The organism is Paenibacillus solanacearum (assembly GCF_910593845.1).
Lineage (GTDB): Bacteria > Bacillota > Bacilli > Paenibacillales > NBRC-103111 > Paenibacillus_G > Paenibacillus_G solanacearum.
Genome location: NZ_CAJVAS010000038.1, coordinates 14,424 through 26,554, shown reverse-complemented (window position 1 = coordinate 26,554; position 12,131 = coordinate 14,424). Strand labels below are relative to the sequence as shown.

Sequence of the window (12,131 nt, the reverse complement as noted above, 5' to 3'; positions counted from 1 at the left end):
GGAGGCTTCTTTCCATGGCAAAAGCGAAATTCGAACGTAATAAGCCGCACGTTAACATCGGTACCATCGGTCACGTTGACCACGGTAAAACAACTTTGACGGCTGCAATCACGACAGTATTGTCGAAAAAATACGGCGGTGCTGCTGTAGCATTCGACCAAATCGATAAAGCGCCAGAAGAGCGCGAGCGCGGGATCACGATCTCCACAGCTCACGTTGAATACGAAACACCTAACCGTCACTATGCACACGTAGACTGCCCAGGCCACGCCGACTATGTTAAAAACATGATCACCGGCGCAGCACAAATGGACGGAGCGATCCTGGTTGTATCCGCAGCTGACGGCCCTATGCCGCAAACGCGCGAGCACATCCTGCTCTCCCGTCAGGTAGGCGTACCTTACATCGTCGTATTCCTCAACAAATGCGACATGGTTGAAGACGAAGAGCTCCTTGAGCTGGTTGAAATGGAAGTTCGCGACCTGCTCAACGAGTACGAGTTCCCAGGCGACGACACTCCGATCGTTCGCGGCGCAGCTCGTGAAGCTCTGCAAAACCCAGACGGTCCTTGGGCTGATAAAATCGTTGAGCTGTTCGAGCACATCGATACTTACATCCCTACGCCTGAGCGCGACACTGACAAGCCTTTCTTGATGCCGGTAGAGGACGTGTTCACGATCACAGGTCGTGGTACCGTTGCTACAGGTCGTGTAGAGCGCGGAACGATCAAAGTAGGCGACGAGATCGAAATCATCGGTCTGGCTGAAGAAACTCGCAAATCCGTTGTTACGGGCGTAGAAATGTTCCGTAAACTTCTGGACTCCGCTCAAGCGGGCGACAACGTCGGCGCACTGCTTCGCGGTGTAGATCGTAAAGACATCGAGCGTGGTCAAGTATTGGCAAAACCGGGTTCGGTTAAGCCTCACACGAACTTCACAGCTCAAATCTACGTTCTGACTAAAGAAGAAGGTGGACGTCATAAGCCTTTCTTCACAGGCTACCGTCCTCAGTTCTACTTCCGTACGACGGACGTGACGGGCATCATCAACCTGCCAGAAGGCACTGAAATGGTTATGCCTGGCGACAACATCACGGTTACCGTTGAACTGATCGCTCCAATCGCGATCGAAGAAGGTACTCGCTTCGCGATTCGCGAAGGTGGCCGTACGGTAGGCGCTGGCGCCGTTGCTACAATCCAAAAATAATTGCCTATTCGGCAGCCCTTCATCGCTTAGATGAAGGGTTTTTAATTTTTTAGGCCGATGTCATAAGTTTTCCTTGCTTTTTGTTTTTCTTTTTTATATAATAGTGAGCGTTGGTCTGTGACGTTGCGATGATGTGAGAGGTTGCTGACACACCCGGCCCCTTTGCCATAGGGACGGCGTCAGGAGATTTTCACGGAGTATGTCCGATACTAAATTGGGCGATAAAAGGAGGGAATACTATGGCAAAGCAAAAGATTCGTATTCGTTTGAAGGCTTATGATCACAGAGTTCTGGATCAATCCGCTGAGAAGATCGTGGAAACAGCCAAGCGTTCCGGTGCAGGAGTGTCTGGTCCGATTCCGCTTCCGACTGAGAAGCAAGTGATCACGATTCTTCGTGCCGTTCACAAGTACAAAGATTCGCGTGAACAATTCGAAATGCGCACACACAAGCGTTTGATTGACATCGTGAATCCGACGCCGCAAACGGTTGACGCGCTGATGCGTTTGGATCTGCCGTCCGGTGTGGACATCGAAATCAAACTGTAAGATATACACATGTGAATAAATACAAGCAAGAGAGGAAAAGAGGTGTCAACGATGACAAAAGGTATCTTAGGTAAAAAACTTGGGATGACTCAAGTATTTACACCTGAAGGATTGGTAGTTCCGGTTACGGTAATCCAAGCAGGTCCTTGCACCGTGTTGCAGAAGAAGGACTCGGAGAACGACGGATACGAAGCCATCCAGATCGGTTTTGCTGACAAGAAAGAAAAGAACGCAATTAAGCCTGAGTTGGGCCATGCGAAAAAAGCAGGCGCAACACCTAAGCGCTACATTAAAGAAATCCGCGGCGTGCAAATGTCTGATTATGAAGTTGGCCAGGAAATCAAAGCTGACTTGTTCGCTGAGGGAGAATTCGTTGACGTAACAGGAACTTCCAAAGGTAAAGGGTTCCAAGGCGTTATCAAAAGACATAACCAATCCAGAGGTCCGATGGCTCACGGTTCCCGTTATCATCGCGGTCCGGGTTCCATGGGTTCGATTCAAGCGAACCGCGTGCCAAAAGGCAAAAAATTGCCAGGGCATATGGGTACGGAGACGGTTACGATTCAAAAGCTCGAAGTTGTTAAAGTTGATGCAGAGCGCAATGTGCTTCTGGTCAAAGGCTCCATCCCGGGTCCTAAAAATTGCGTAGTTACCGTGAAGTCGACGGTAAAGAAGTAAGATAGCAAGAAAGGAGGATAACAGATGCCAAAAGTAGCAGTATTTAACGTTAGTGGTTCCCAGGTCGGCGAAGTCGAACTGTCCGAGTCCGTATTCGGAATCGAGCCGCATCTTCATGTGTTGAATGAAGCGGTATTGATGCAACGTGCATCGCTTCGCGCCGGTACGCATAAAACGAAAGGTCGTTCCGAAGTTCGCGGCGGTGGCCGTAAACCTTGGAAACAAAAAGGTACAGGACGCGCCCGTCAGGGTAGCATTCGTTCCCCGCAATGGAAGGGCGGCGGTGTCGTATTCGGTCCTACGCCTCGCAGCTATTCCTATAAGCTTCCTAAGAAAGTTCGTCGTTTGGCGATCAAATCCGCGTTGTCTTCCAAGGTGAAGTCCAGCGAAATCATCGTTCTCGATGCATTGTCCCTGGCTGCTCCAAAGACAAAAGAGTTCGCGGCGATTTTAAATAACCTTAAAGTAGATCGTAAAGCTTTGGTAGTGACTGCAGCGTATGACGAGAACGTAGCATTGTCCGCACGTAATATCCCTGGCGTGAAGTTTGTAGCCGCTGAAGGAATCAACGTGCTTGATGTTATGGTTTACGACAAGCTGATCATTACGAAAGAAGCGGTGCAAAAAGTAGAGGAGGTGTTTGCGTAATGAAAAACCCTCGCGATCTTATTAAGCGCCCGATCATTACTGAACGTTCCAGCGAAATGATGAGCGACAAGAAATACGTTTTCGAAGTCGACATCCGTTCGAACAAAACGGAAATCAAGCAAGCGATCGAGCAAATTTTTAAAGTGAAAGTTACGAATGTGAACACGCTGAGAATGCCGGCAAAGCCGAAACGCTATGGTCGTTACTCCGGTTACACTTCCGAATGGAAGAAAGCGATCGTAACCCTGAGCGCAGACAGCAAAGAGCTGGAGTTCTTCGAATCGGTATAAAACACCTTGTAAAGTAAGGAGGGAATCCACGTGCCAATCAAAAAATATAAACCAACGTCTCCTGCAAGACGTGCGATGTCGGTTTCTACATTCGAAGAAATCACAACATCCACACCGGAGAAAAGCTTGCTCGCTCCATTAAGCAAAAAAGCAGGCCGCAACAACCAAGGTAAAATTACGGTTCGTCACCAAGGCGGCGGACATAAGCGTAAATACCGTATTATCGACTTCAAACGGAACAAAGACGGAATACCCGGTAACGTTGCTACAATCGAGTACGATCCGAACCGTTCCGCTAACATCGCATTGATCCACTATGTGGACGGCGAAAAGCGCTACATCATCGCTCCAAAAGGCTTGAAAGTTGGCGATCAAATCGTATCGGGTCCGGAAGCCGACATCAAGATCGGAAACGCGCTTCCAATGGAAAACATCCCGGTAGGTACAGTGATTCACAACATCGAGCTGAAACCGGGCAAAGGCGGTCAATTGGTACGCGCAGCTGGTACGGAAGCTCAGCTTCTCGGTAAAGAAGAGCAATACGCGATCGTGCGTCTGTCTTCTGGCGAGATGAGAAGAATCCTGAAAGTTTGCCGCGCGACGATCGGTTCCGTAGGTAACGAAGATTATGAGCTCGTGAAAATCGGTAAAGCCGGACGTTCCCGTTGGCTCGGTCAAAGACCGGAAGTTCGCGGTTCCGTCATGAACCCGAACGATCACCCTCACGGTGGTGGCGAAGGCCGTTCTCCGATCGGACGCAAATCTCCGATGTCTCCATGGGGCAAACCGACGCTTGGTTACAAAACACGGAAGAAGAACAAAGCTTCCAACCAATATATTATTCGTCGCCGCACGAAGTAACGGCTACGTCAATCTTGTTTCGGTTAAAGAAGGGAGGAACGAAGCATGGGTCGCAGTTTAAAAAAAGGGCCATTTGTTGATGGCTATCTTTTGAAAAAAGTTGAAGCATTGGGTACTGACGGTGTGAAGAAGCAAGTGATCAAAACTTGGTCGCGCCGTTCGACGATTTTCCCGCAATTCATCGGCCACACTTTTGCAGTGTATGATGGCAAAAAGCATGTTCCAGTCTATGTAACAGAAGATATGGTCGGACATAAGCTTGGTGAATTTGCTCCAACCCGCACATACAAAGGTCACTCTGGTGACGATAAGAAAACCGGCAAGCGCTAAGAGTAGAAATCATGTTTAGAAGTGAATGAGAGGAGGTACATCCATGCAACAAGCTAAAGCCGTTGTAAGATATGTTCGCATTGCTCCCCGAAAGGCACAGCTCGTCGTTGATTTGATCCGCGGCAAGCAAGTGGGCGAAGCGATCGCGATTTTGCGCCATACGCCGAAAGCCGCTTCCCCGATCGTTGAGAAGCTGTTGAACTCGGCTATCGCAAACGCTGAGCACAATTACTCCCTGGATCCAAACAATCTGGTGGTTGCTCAAGTTTTCGTAGATCAAGGACCGACTTTGAAGAGATTCCGTCCTCGCGCTATGGGTCGTGCGAGCCGTATTAATAAACGTACCAGCCACATTACTTTGGTGGTATCTGAGAAATAAGGAGGGATAACGTGTGGGTCAGAAAGTAAACCCGGTAGGACTTAGAATTGGTATTATTCGCGACTGGGAATCCAAATGGTTCGCTGGCAAAGACTTCGGCGATTTGCTGATGGAAGATGTCAAAATTCGCGAATATCTTAAACAAAAGCTGAAAGAATCCGCAGTTTCCCGCATTGAAATCGAACGTGCGGCTAACCGCGTGAACGTTACGATTCATACGGCCAAGCCTGGCATGGTTATCGGTAAAGGCGGTTCCGAAGTAGAAGTGATCCGCGGCTATCTTTCCAAGCTGACGAACGGCAAGAAAGTTCACATCAACATCAATGAAGTAAAACATTCCGAGCTGGACGCGATCTTGGTAGCTGAAAGCATTGCACAACAATTGGAGCGTCGCGTATCGTTCCGTCGTGCACTGAAACAGTCGATCCAAAGAACGATGAGAGCCGGAGCCAAAGGTATTAAAACATCGGTTAGCGGTCGTTTGGGCGGAGCGGAAATCGCTAGAACGGAAGGTTATAGCGAAGGTACGGTACCACTTCATACATTGCGCGCAGACATCGACTACGGTACAGCTGAAGCTCATACCACTTACGGTCGAATCGGCGTTAAAGTATGGATCTATCGTGGCGAAGTTCTTCCAACGGCTAAGAAAAAGGCTGTTACGGAAGGAGGCAACTAATCATGTTAGTTCCTAAACGTGTAAAACACCGCAAGGAGCACCGCGGCAACATGCGCGGTCAAGCTAAAGGCGGAGCGGAAGTGCATTTCGGCGAATATGGTTTGCAGGCGCTTGAGCCGGCTTGGGTAACCAACCGTCAAATCGAAGCTGCCCGTATTGCGATGACTCGTTATATTAAGCGGGGCGGTAAAGTTTGGATCAAGATTTTCCCTTCCAAGCCAATTACGCAAAAGCCGCTTGAAGTCCGGATGGGTAGCGGTAAAGGTAACGTAGAAAAATGGGTTGCTGTCGTGAAACCGGGCAAAGTTCTGTTCGAACTTGCTGGTGTCAGCGAAGAAATCGCCCGTGAAGCTATGCGTCTCGCCTCTCACAAGCTGCCGATCAAAACGAAGTTTGTGAAAAGAGAAGAAGTAGGTGGTGAAGCAAATGAAAGCTAGTGAATTTCGCAACTTAACCACTGCTGAGATCGAACAAAAAGTCGCCGGATTTAAAGAGCAACTCTTTAACCTCCGTTTTCAACTGGCTACCGGTCAACTGGATAATCCCGTACAAATTCAAAAAGTCCGCAAAGAGATTGCCCGGGCAAAAACTGTTTTGCGTGAAAGAGAATTGGGAATCACTAGTTAATGAATGAGAGAGGAGGATCTCTGATGGCTGAACGCAACGAGCGCAAAACGCAGCTTGGTAAAGTCGTTAGCGACAAAATGGACAAAACCATCGTTGTTGCGGTAGAAACGTACAAAAAACACGACCTTTACCACAAGCGCATCAAATATACGAAAAAGTTCAAAGCGCATGATGAGAACAATGAAGCTAAAATCGGCGACGTTGTCGAAATCATGGAAACCCGCCCGCTCTCCAAAGACAAGCGCTGGAGACTGGTTAAAGTGGTTGAAAAAGCGGTTATCGTTTAATATAAGCAATTGGTATCAAGCCTGGAAGGAGGGAATACACAATGATTCAACCATTTACTCGATTGAAGGTAGCTGACAACTCCGGCGCAAAGTCGCTTATGTGTATCCGCGTGTTAGGTGGTACGGGTCGTCGTACTGCAAACATCGGTGATCTGATCGTTTGCTCCGTGAAAGAAGCAACACCAGGTGGCGTTGTCAAAAAAGGTGACGTAGTTAAAGCGGTAGTGGTGCGCACGAGACGCGGTGCTCGTCGTAAGGACGGATCCTACATCAGCTTTGATGAGAATGCAGCGGTTATCGTGAAAGAAGACAAGAGCCCTCGCGGCACGCGTATCTTTGGACCGGTAGCACGCGAACTTCGCGACAGAGACTTCATGAAGATTGTTTCTCTGGCTCCTGAGGTTATCTAAGTTAGGAAATCAATAAGTTTTCTTATGAAAGCTGAGGTGTAAACGAAATGCCAAAACAACCGAAGAAACTCGAGTCCCATAACAATAAATTGCATGTGAAAAAAGACGATACGGTTTTTGTTATCACAGGTAAGGACAAAGGGAAAAAAGGCCGCGTCATCGCAGCATTCCCTCGCGAAAACCGTGTGCTGATCGAAGGTGTAAACCTGGTGAAGAAGCACACGAAGCCTTCCCAACAAAATCCGCAAGGCGGCATCATTACGCAAGAGGCTCCGATTCATGTATCCAACGTGATGCTGATCGATCCGAAGAGCGGCCAGCCTACACGCGTCGGTTACAAAGTGCTTGAGAACGGCAAAAAAGTCCGCGTCGCGAAAAAATCCGGCGAGGTTATCGATTAATCGCAAAAGTAAGAAAGGAGGTACATGAACGATGGCAGCAAGAATGAAAGATCGTTTTCTGAACGAAATCACTCCTGCGTTGATGCAGAAGTTTAACTACACGACGGTAATGCAAGTTCCGAAGATCGAGAAAGTTGTTATTAACATGGGTGTGGGCGAAGCGGTATCCAACTCCAAAGTTCTCGATACGGCGGTTCAAGACCTGCAGCTGATTTCCGGTCAAAAGCCGGTTATCACCAGAGCGAAAAAATCGATCGCAGGGTTTAAACTGCGTGAAAATATGCCAATCGGCGTGAAGGTAACACTTCGCGGCGAGCGTATGTATCAATTCCTTGATAAACTGTTCAACGTTGCACTTCCACGCGTACGTGACTTCCGTGGCGTTTCCGCGAAAGCATTCGATGGCCGCGGCAACTACACGCTTGGTTTGAAAGAACAGCTCATCTTCCCGGAAGTTGAGTACGACAAAGTGGATAAAGTGCGCGGTATGGATATCGTTATCGTGACTACAGCAAAAACGGATGAAGAGTCCCGTGAGCTTTTGAATCAATTAGGTATGCCGTTTGTAAAATAAGGGCACTTGCTCATGAAGCAAGTTTCCGTGGGAAACTCCCAGGAGGTGTAAACCAAAAGTGGCAAAAACTTCGATGAAGATTAAGCAGCAGCGTCCTCCAAAATTCAAGGTGCAGGCTTACACACGCTGCGAGCGCTGCGGTCGTCCTCACTCAGTTCTTCGCAAGTTTAAAATTTGCAGAATTTGCTTCCGCGAATTGGCATACAAAGGCCAGATTCCTGGCGTAAAAAAAGCAAGCTGGTAAAACCTAAAGTTTCGGGAAGGAGGTTTACATTACATGGTTATGTCCGATCCAATTGCAGATATGCTTACACGTATTCGCAACGCTAACGTTGTTCGTCACGAAACTGTGGAAATTCCGGCTTCGAAGGTTAAGCGCGAAATCGCTGAAATCTTGAAGAAGGAAGGCTTTATCCGTGACGCTGAATATATCGAAGATAACAAGCAAGGCATTATCCGCTTGTTCCTGAAATATGGTGCGAACCAAGAGCGCGTTATTACCGGTTTGAAAAGAATCAGCAAGCCTGGCCTGCGCGTTTATGCAAAAAGCCAAGAGGTTCCGCGCGTACTCGGCGGTCTCGGCATCGCAATCCTGTCCACCTCCAAAGGGGTTATGACGGATAAAGAAGCTCGTCAATCCAAAGCTGGCGGAGAAGTCATCTGCTACGTTTGGTAATTACTGATTTTTAATGAACGGAGGTGCACAACATGTCCCGTATTGGCCGAAAGCCTATCACGATCCCAAGCGGAGTAAACGTGACTTTAGAAAATACATTAATTACGGTAAAAGGTCCTAAAGGTACTTTGAGCCGTGAGTTGCACAAAGATATGAAGGTTAGCGTTGAGGATAGTGTTCTGACTGTAGAACGCCCTTCCGACAATAAATTGCACCGCTCCCTGCACGGTACTACGCGCAGTGTAGTACAAAACATGGTTAGCGGCGTAACTGATGGATTCGTAAAAAACCTTGAACTTGTTGGCGTAGGTTACCGTGCGAACAAAACCGGCAATAAGCTGGTGCTGAACGTTGGGTATTCCCACCCGGTTGAGATCGAGCCAGAGAACGGCATCGAATTCGAAGTTCCTACCAACACCAAGATCATCGTTAAAGGGATCGATAAAGAATTGGTCGGCGCAACAGCTGCAAAAGTTCGTTCCGTACGTGAGCCTGAACCGTATAAAGGCAAAGGGATCAAGTACGAAGGCGAGCGTATTCTTCGTAAAGAAGGTAAAGCCGGTAAGAAGAAGTAAGGCGGCGTAACGGCTTAGCCTTCTGATTCGGAACCAACTCGAAAGGAGTGAACCCTGGAATGATTACCAAAGGCGATAAAAATAAAGCGCGTCTGAAGAGACATCTTCGCGTTCGCAAAAAAATTCAAGGAACGACTGAGCGTCCACGCCTCAACATTTTCCGTTCTTCCAAACATATGTATGCTCAACTGATCGACGACGTTCAAGGCGTAACGATCGCTGCAGCATCGACGCAAGACAAAGAATTGAATGAAGTCGGCAATGGCGGCAACGTTGACGCGGCTACGAAAGTTGGCGCATTGATCGCAGAGCGCGCTAAAAAAGCCGGCGTGACCCAAGTGGTATTTGACCGCGGCGGATATTTGTATCACGGCCGAGTAAAGGCACTCGCAGACGCTGCTCGTGAAGCAGGTCTTGAATTCTAATCAATCTATGAAACAAGGAGGTAAAGGACTTGCGTATTGATCCCAATACTTTAGAACTGACTGAAAAAGTCGTTCATATTAACCGCGTAGCTAAAGTCGTAAAGGGCGGTCGTCGTTTCAGCTTTAGCGCACTCGTAGTCGTGGGCGACGGCAAAGGTTGGGTAGGCGCTGGAATCGGTAAAGCTTCCGAGGTACCTGATGCGATTCGTAAAGGTATCGAAGACGCGAAGAAAAACCTGATTCACGTTCCTATCGTCGGAACAACAATTCCTCACCTGGTGACTGGACATTTTGGCGCAGGCCGCGTGCTGTTGAAGCCTGCTTCGAAAGGTACAGGAGTTATCGCCGGCGGTCCGGTTCGTGCGGTGCTTGAGCTGGCTGGCGTTGGCGATATTTTGACGAAGTCCCTCGGATCTTCGAACTCCATCAACATGGTTAACGCTACCCTGGAAGGCTTAGGACGCCTGAAGCGTGCGGAAGAGGTTGCTAAGCTTCGCGGTAAAACCGTAGAAGAACTTTTAGGTTAGGAGGGATACCATGGCTAAGCAATTGCAAATCACCCTCAAGCGCAGCCTGATCGGTCGTCCTGAAACGCAACGTAAAACCGTTGCCGCTCTTGGACTTCGCAAGCTGCATCAAACAGTTACGAAGGTAGACAATGCCGCAATCCGCGGTATGGTAAGCCAAGTACAACATTTGGTTGACGTTCAAGAAGTAGAAGCATAAGAAAGTAATTTAGAGCTAGAGGAGGTGCAAACGATGAAATTGCATGAACTTACTTCAGCGCCTGGCTCCCGTACTTCCCGCAAGCGTGTAGGTCGCGGTATCGGTAGCGGTATGGGTAAAACGGCTACTCGCGGTCACAAAGGCCAAAACGCTCGTTCGGGTGGCGGTGTTCGTCCAGGATTCGAAGGCGGTCAAAACCCGTTATATCGTCGATTGCCGAAGCGTGGATTTAACAACAGATTCCGTACGGAATATGCGACAATCAACGTTGAGGAATTGAATAAATTTGCAGCGGGTACGGAAGTTACTCCGGAAGTTCTGCTCGAGGCTGGCATCGTGAAAAACCCTAAAGACGGCATCAAAATCTTGGGGAACGGTGAAATCACAGTAGGGTTGAACGTTAAAGCCAACAAGTTTTCTCAATCTGCGGTAGAGAAAATCCAGGCTGCCGGCGGTAAAACCGAGGTGATTTAATGTTTCGTACCATATCCAATATTATGAAAGTGGCCGATCTGAGGAAGCGGATCTTGTTTACGCTTCTTGTTTTGATCGTCTACAGAATAGGTGCTTTTATTCCGGTACCTAACATCAACACAGAAATACTGAAACTTCAAGACCAGGCCAACAGGAGCGATGTATTCGGCTTGCTGAATACATTCTCGGGTGGCGCCCTGTTTCAGTTTTCCATTTTTGCGATGGGGATCATGCCGTATATTACGGCTTCGATCATCGTCCAACTTTTGTCCATGGACGTAATTCCGAGATTTACGCAGTGGGCGAAAGAAGGAGAAGTGGGCAGAAAGAAGTTGGGGCAGATTACCCGATATGGCACGATCGTACTTGGTTTAATTCAAGCATTTGGTCTATCGATCGGATTTAATCGCTTATACAGCGGTTTGGTAAATAATCCGAGCTTTACGACGTATGCTTTAATTGCCATCGTGCTTACGGCGGGTACTGCTTTTCTGATGTGGTTAGGGGAACAAATCACTGAAAATGGCATTGGAAATGGTATTTCCATTATCATCTTCGCGGGAATCGTGGCAGCAATTCCGACCGGCATTCACCAGATCTACCAATCGCAATTTGCAGATGCTGGTGACGCGCTCTTCCTGAATGTAGTGAAGATTGTGATTATTGCGGTCGTGATCATTGCGCTGATTGCCGGTGTCATTTTCGTACAGCAAGGCGTTCGCAAAATTCCGGTTCAATACGCAAAGAGAGTCGTCGGACGGAAAATGTTCGGAGGTCAATCCACGCACATTCCTTTGAAAGTGAATGCCGCGGGGGTTATTCCGGTCATCTTCGCACTTTCGTTGCTCGTATTCCCACCCACGATCGCAAGCTTTTGGAGAGGCAATGTCGTTGCGGAGTGGATCATTACCAATCTCAACTACACGCATCCGTTCGGAATGGTGCTTTATGTACTTCTAATCATCGGGTTCACATACTTCTACACCTTTGTGCAGATCAACCCTGTACAGATGGCGGATCAGATGAAGAAGAATGGTGGTTACATTCCAGGTATTCGCCCAGGTAAGACGACATCGGTTTACTTGACGCGGGTCATGACAAGAATCACTTTGTCCGGTGCGCTGTTCCTGGCTGCTATCTCGATTTTGCCGATGATCATGGGTAGTGTGGCCGGATTGCCAAACTCGGTACAGATCGGCGGCACATCGCTGCTCATCGTGATCGGCGTAGGTCTTGAAACGATGAAAACGATCGAAAGCCAGTTGATCAAACGCCACTACAAAGGTTTTATCAATAAATAGCAAATAGGTACTGGTAGCGGAGTTGCAACGGAATTCT

Annotated in this window: 23 protein-coding genes; all 23 read left to right on the top strand. The window is 48.3% G+C overall.

Annotated features, from left to right (window positions below):
- Positions 1 to 14 precede the first annotated feature (14 nt).
- Positions 15 to 1,205 carry an elongation factor Tu gene (gene tuf / locus KXG62_RS26855; RefSeq protein ID WP_218095113.1) on the top strand — a complete coding sequence of 397 codons (1,191 nt, stop codon included), beginning with the start codon at positions 15 to 17 and terminating at the stop codon, positions 1,203 to 1,205.
- Positions 1,206 to 1,444: 239 nt separating this feature from the next.
- Complete coding sequence (gene rpsJ / locus KXG62_RS26850) at positions 1,445 to 1,753, top strand: 30S ribosomal protein S10 (protein WP_009589214.1); 309 nt, start codon at positions 1,445 to 1,447, stop codon at positions 1,751 to 1,753.
- A gap of 51 nt (positions 1,754 to 1,804) precedes the next feature.
- Positions 1,805 to 2,431, top strand: coding sequence for a 50S ribosomal protein L3 (gene rplC, locus KXG62_RS26845; RefSeq protein ID WP_218095112.1), 627 nt, complete (start codon positions 1,805 to 1,807; stop codon positions 2,429 to 2,431).
- Between the two features lie 24 nt (positions 2,432 to 2,455).
- Positions 2,456 to 3,079, top strand: coding sequence for a 50S ribosomal protein L4 (rplD, locus tag KXG62_RS26840; protein WP_218095111.1), 624 nt, complete (start codon positions 2,456 to 2,458; stop codon positions 3,077 to 3,079).
- A complete protein-coding gene (rplW, locus tag KXG62_RS26835) occupies positions 3,079 to 3,369 on the top strand; it encodes a 50S ribosomal protein L23 (RefSeq protein ID WP_218095110.1) in 291 nt (96 codons plus the stop codon). The genes rplD and rplW overlap by 1 nt, the downstream gene beginning before the upstream one ends.
- A 30-nt stretch (positions 3,370 to 3,399) precedes the next feature.
- Positions 3,400 to 4,230, top strand: coding sequence for a 50S ribosomal protein L2 (gene rplB / locus KXG62_RS26830; RefSeq protein WP_218095109.1), 831 nt, complete (start codon positions 3,400 to 3,402; stop codon positions 4,228 to 4,230).
- Between the two features lie 45 nt (positions 4,231 to 4,275).
- Positions 4,276 to 4,560, top strand: coding sequence for a 30S ribosomal protein S19 (rpsS, locus tag KXG62_RS26825; RefSeq protein WP_218095108.1), 285 nt, complete (start codon positions 4,276 to 4,278; stop codon positions 4,558 to 4,560).
- 43 nt (positions 4,561 to 4,603) lie between these two features.
- Entirely contained in the window at positions 4,604 to 4,939 is a 336-nt protein-coding gene (gene rplV / locus KXG62_RS26820) for a 50S ribosomal protein L22 (protein WP_218095107.1), read from the top strand.
- 13 nt (positions 4,940 to 4,952) lie between these two features.
- The gene (gene rpsC / locus KXG62_RS26815) at positions 4,953 to 5,618 is read left to right on the top strand and encodes a 30S ribosomal protein S3 (RefSeq protein WP_218095106.1); all 666 of its coding nucleotides are present in this window, start codon (positions 4,953 to 4,955) and stop codon (positions 5,616 to 5,618) included.
- A gap of 2 nt (positions 5,619 to 5,620) precedes the next feature.
- Positions 5,621 to 6,055: a 50S ribosomal protein L16 gene (rplP, locus tag KXG62_RS26810; RefSeq protein WP_218095105.1), complete on the top strand. Its 435-nt coding sequence runs from the start codon at positions 5,621 to 5,623 to the stop codon at positions 6,053 to 6,055.
- A complete protein-coding gene (gene rpmC, locus KXG62_RS26805) occupies positions 6,045 to 6,245 on the top strand; it encodes a 50S ribosomal protein L29 (RefSeq protein WP_218095104.1) in 201 nt (66 codons plus the stop codon). The genes rplP and rpmC overlap by 11 nt, the downstream gene beginning before the upstream one ends.
- Positions 6,246 to 6,268: 23 nt before the next feature.
- The gene (gene rpsQ, locus KXG62_RS26800) at positions 6,269 to 6,532 is read left to right on the top strand and encodes a 30S ribosomal protein S17 (protein ID WP_218095103.1); all 264 of its coding nucleotides are present in this window, start codon (positions 6,269 to 6,271) and stop codon (positions 6,530 to 6,532) included.
- A 41-nt stretch (positions 6,533 to 6,573) separates the two neighbouring features.
- The gene (rplN, locus tag KXG62_RS26795) at positions 6,574 to 6,942 is read left to right on the top strand and encodes a 50S ribosomal protein L14 (protein WP_054818720.1); all 369 of its coding nucleotides are present in this window, start codon (positions 6,574 to 6,576) and stop codon (positions 6,940 to 6,942) included.
- Positions 6,943 to 6,989: 47 nt separating this feature from the next.
- Positions 6,990 to 7,343 (top strand): 50S ribosomal protein L24, encoded by a 354-nt coding sequence (rplX, locus tag KXG62_RS26790; RefSeq protein WP_218095102.1) that lies wholly within the window; start codon positions 6,990 to 6,992, stop codon positions 7,341 to 7,343.
- A 31-nt stretch (positions 7,344 to 7,374) separates the two neighbouring features.
- Positions 7,375 to 7,917 (top strand): 50S ribosomal protein L5, encoded by a 543-nt coding sequence (gene rplE, locus KXG62_RS26785; protein ID WP_218095101.1) that lies wholly within the window; start codon positions 7,375 to 7,377, stop codon positions 7,915 to 7,917.
- A gap of 58 nt (positions 7,918 to 7,975) precedes the next feature.
- Positions 7,976 to 8,161: a type Z 30S ribosomal protein S14 gene (locus tag KXG62_RS26780; protein ID WP_010498863.1), complete on the top strand. Its 186-nt coding sequence runs from the start codon at positions 7,976 to 7,978 to the stop codon at positions 8,159 to 8,161.
- Between the two features lie 33 nt (positions 8,162 to 8,194).
- A complete protein-coding gene (rpsH, locus tag KXG62_RS26775; protein WP_218095100.1) occupies positions 8,195 to 8,593 on the top strand; it encodes a 30S ribosomal protein S8 in 399 nt (132 codons plus the stop codon).
- Positions 8,594 to 8,625: 32 nt separating this feature from the next.
- The gene (gene rplF, locus KXG62_RS26770) at positions 8,626 to 9,168 is read left to right on the top strand and encodes a 50S ribosomal protein L6 (RefSeq protein WP_218095099.1); all 543 of its coding nucleotides are present in this window, start codon (positions 8,626 to 8,628) and stop codon (positions 9,166 to 9,168) included.
- A gap of 59 nt (positions 9,169 to 9,227) precedes the next feature.
- Positions 9,228 to 9,593 carry a 50S ribosomal protein L18 gene (rplR, locus tag KXG62_RS26765; protein ID WP_218095098.1) on the top strand — a complete coding sequence of 122 codons (366 nt, stop codon included), beginning with the start codon at positions 9,228 to 9,230 and terminating at the stop codon, positions 9,591 to 9,593.
- Positions 9,594 to 9,622: 29 nt separating this feature from the next.
- Positions 9,623 to 10,120, top strand: coding sequence for a 30S ribosomal protein S5 (gene rpsE, locus KXG62_RS26760; RefSeq protein ID WP_144853553.1), 498 nt, complete (start codon positions 9,623 to 9,625; stop codon positions 10,118 to 10,120).
- A gap of 10 nt (positions 10,121 to 10,130) precedes the next feature.
- Positions 10,131 to 10,319, top strand: a complete 189-nt coding sequence (gene rpmD / locus KXG62_RS26755) for a 50S ribosomal protein L30 (RefSeq protein ID WP_218095097.1) — start codon at positions 10,131 to 10,133, stop codon at positions 10,317 to 10,319.
- Between the two features lie 33 nt (positions 10,320 to 10,352).
- Complete coding sequence (rplO, locus tag KXG62_RS26750) at positions 10,353 to 10,793, top strand: 50S ribosomal protein L15 (RefSeq protein WP_218095096.1); 441 nt, start codon at positions 10,353 to 10,355, stop codon at positions 10,791 to 10,793.
- On the top strand, positions 10,793 to 12,094 hold the full coding sequence (secY, locus tag KXG62_RS26745) for a preprotein translocase subunit SecY (protein WP_218095095.1): 1,302 nt from the start codon (positions 10,793 to 10,795) through the stop codon (positions 12,092 to 12,094). The genes rplO and secY overlap by 1 nt, the downstream gene beginning before the upstream one ends.
- Positions 12,095 to 12,131: the final 37 nt, after the last annotated feature.

Excerpts from the sequence above, each read along its gene's own strand:
- rplF (WP_218095099.1), top strand. The coding sequence starts at position 8,626 with ATGTCCCGTATTGGCCGAAAGCCTATCACGATCCCAAGCGGAGTAAAC.
- rplO (WP_218095096.1), top strand. The coding sequence starts at position 10,353 with ATGAAATTGCATGAACTTACTTCAGCGCCTGGCTCCCGTACTTCCCGC.
- rpmD (WP_218095097.1), top strand. The coding sequence starts at position 10,131 with ATGGCTAAGCAATTGCAAATCACCCTCAAGCGCAGCCTGATCGGTCGT.
- rplN (WP_054818720.1), top strand. The coding sequence starts at position 6,574 with ATGATTCAACCATTTACTCGATTGAAGGTAGCTGACAACTCCGGCGCA.
- secY (WP_218095095.1), top strand. The coding sequence starts at position 10,793 with ATGTTTCGTACCATATCCAATATTATGAAAGTGGCCGATCTGAGGAAG.
- rpsH (WP_218095100.1), top strand. The coding sequence starts at position 8,195 with ATGGTTATGTCCGATCCAATTGCAGATATGCTTACACGTATTCGCAAC.
- rplR (WP_218095098.1), top strand. The coding sequence starts at position 9,228 with ATGATTACCAAAGGCGATAAAAATAAAGCGCGTCTGAAGAGACATCTT.
- rplC (WP_218095112.1), top strand. The coding sequence starts at position 1,805 with ATGACAAAAGGTATCTTAGGTAAAAAACTTGGGATGACTCAAGTATTT.
- rpmC (WP_218095104.1), top strand. The coding sequence starts at position 6,045 with ATGAAAGCTAGTGAATTTCGCAACTTAACCACTGCTGAGATCGAACAA.
- rplD (WP_218095111.1), top strand. The coding sequence starts at position 2,456 with ATGCCAAAAGTAGCAGTATTTAACGTTAGTGGTTCCCAGGTCGGCGAA.
- rplV (WP_218095107.1), top strand. The coding sequence starts at position 4,604 with ATGCAACAAGCTAAAGCCGTTGTAAGATATGTTCGCATTGCTCCCCGA.
- rpsQ (WP_218095103.1), top strand. The coding sequence starts at position 6,269 with ATGGCTGAACGCAACGAGCGCAAAACGCAGCTTGGTAAAGTCGTTAGC.
- rpsJ (WP_009589214.1), top strand. The coding sequence starts at position 1,445 with ATGGCAAAGCAAAAGATTCGTATTCGTTTGAAGGCTTATGATCACAGA.
- tuf (WP_218095113.1), top strand. The coding sequence starts at position 15 with ATGGCAAAAGCGAAATTCGAACGTAATAAGCCGCACGTTAACATCGGT.
- rplW (WP_218095110.1), top strand. The coding sequence starts at position 3,079 with ATGAAAAACCCTCGCGATCTTATTAAGCGCCCGATCATTACTGAACGT.
- rplP (WP_218095105.1), top strand. The coding sequence starts at position 5,621 with ATGTTAGTTCCTAAACGTGTAAAACACCGCAAGGAGCACCGCGGCAAC.
- rplE (WP_218095101.1), top strand. The coding sequence starts at position 7,375 with ATGGCAGCAAGAATGAAAGATCGTTTTCTGAACGAAATCACTCCTGCG.
- rpsS (WP_218095108.1), top strand. The coding sequence starts at position 4,276 with ATGGGTCGCAGTTTAAAAAAAGGGCCATTTGTTGATGGCTATCTTTTG.
- rplX (WP_218095102.1), top strand. The coding sequence starts at position 6,990 with ATGCCAAAACAACCGAAGAAACTCGAGTCCCATAACAATAAATTGCAT.